Raw genomic sequence first — 229 nt, 5'->3', positions numbered from 1 at the left:
CGACGTTTTTGTAAAAATCGAAATCATGTTGCACACAATAAATTATTAGATCTCAACGCATTTAATAAAATTAGCGAAAATATTAGTAATGTTGAAGGGTATTTGGATGGAGCTAAAAAAGAATTTGATAAGGAATTATCTGAAGAGGAAGAAACTGAAGTATTAGAATATATTGAGGAGGAAGAGTATAAAAAAGAATTGCATGAATTGTATATTATGGAACAAGAAG

General features: G+C 28.4%; 1 pseudogene. It reads left to right on the top strand.

The window, feature by feature from the left end:
* Positions 1–229 (top strand): annotated as a pseudogene (locus KVT31_RS30095) (hypothetical protein); the annotation flags it as partial.

The organism is Bacillus sp. GbtcB14, from assembly GCF_019091205.1.
GTDB lineage: Bacteria > Bacillota > Bacilli > Bacillales > Bacillaceae_G > Bacillus_A > Bacillus_A cereus_AG.
Note: the sequence above shows the minus strand (reverse complement) of the source record. Positions and strands in the feature narration are given on the sequence as shown.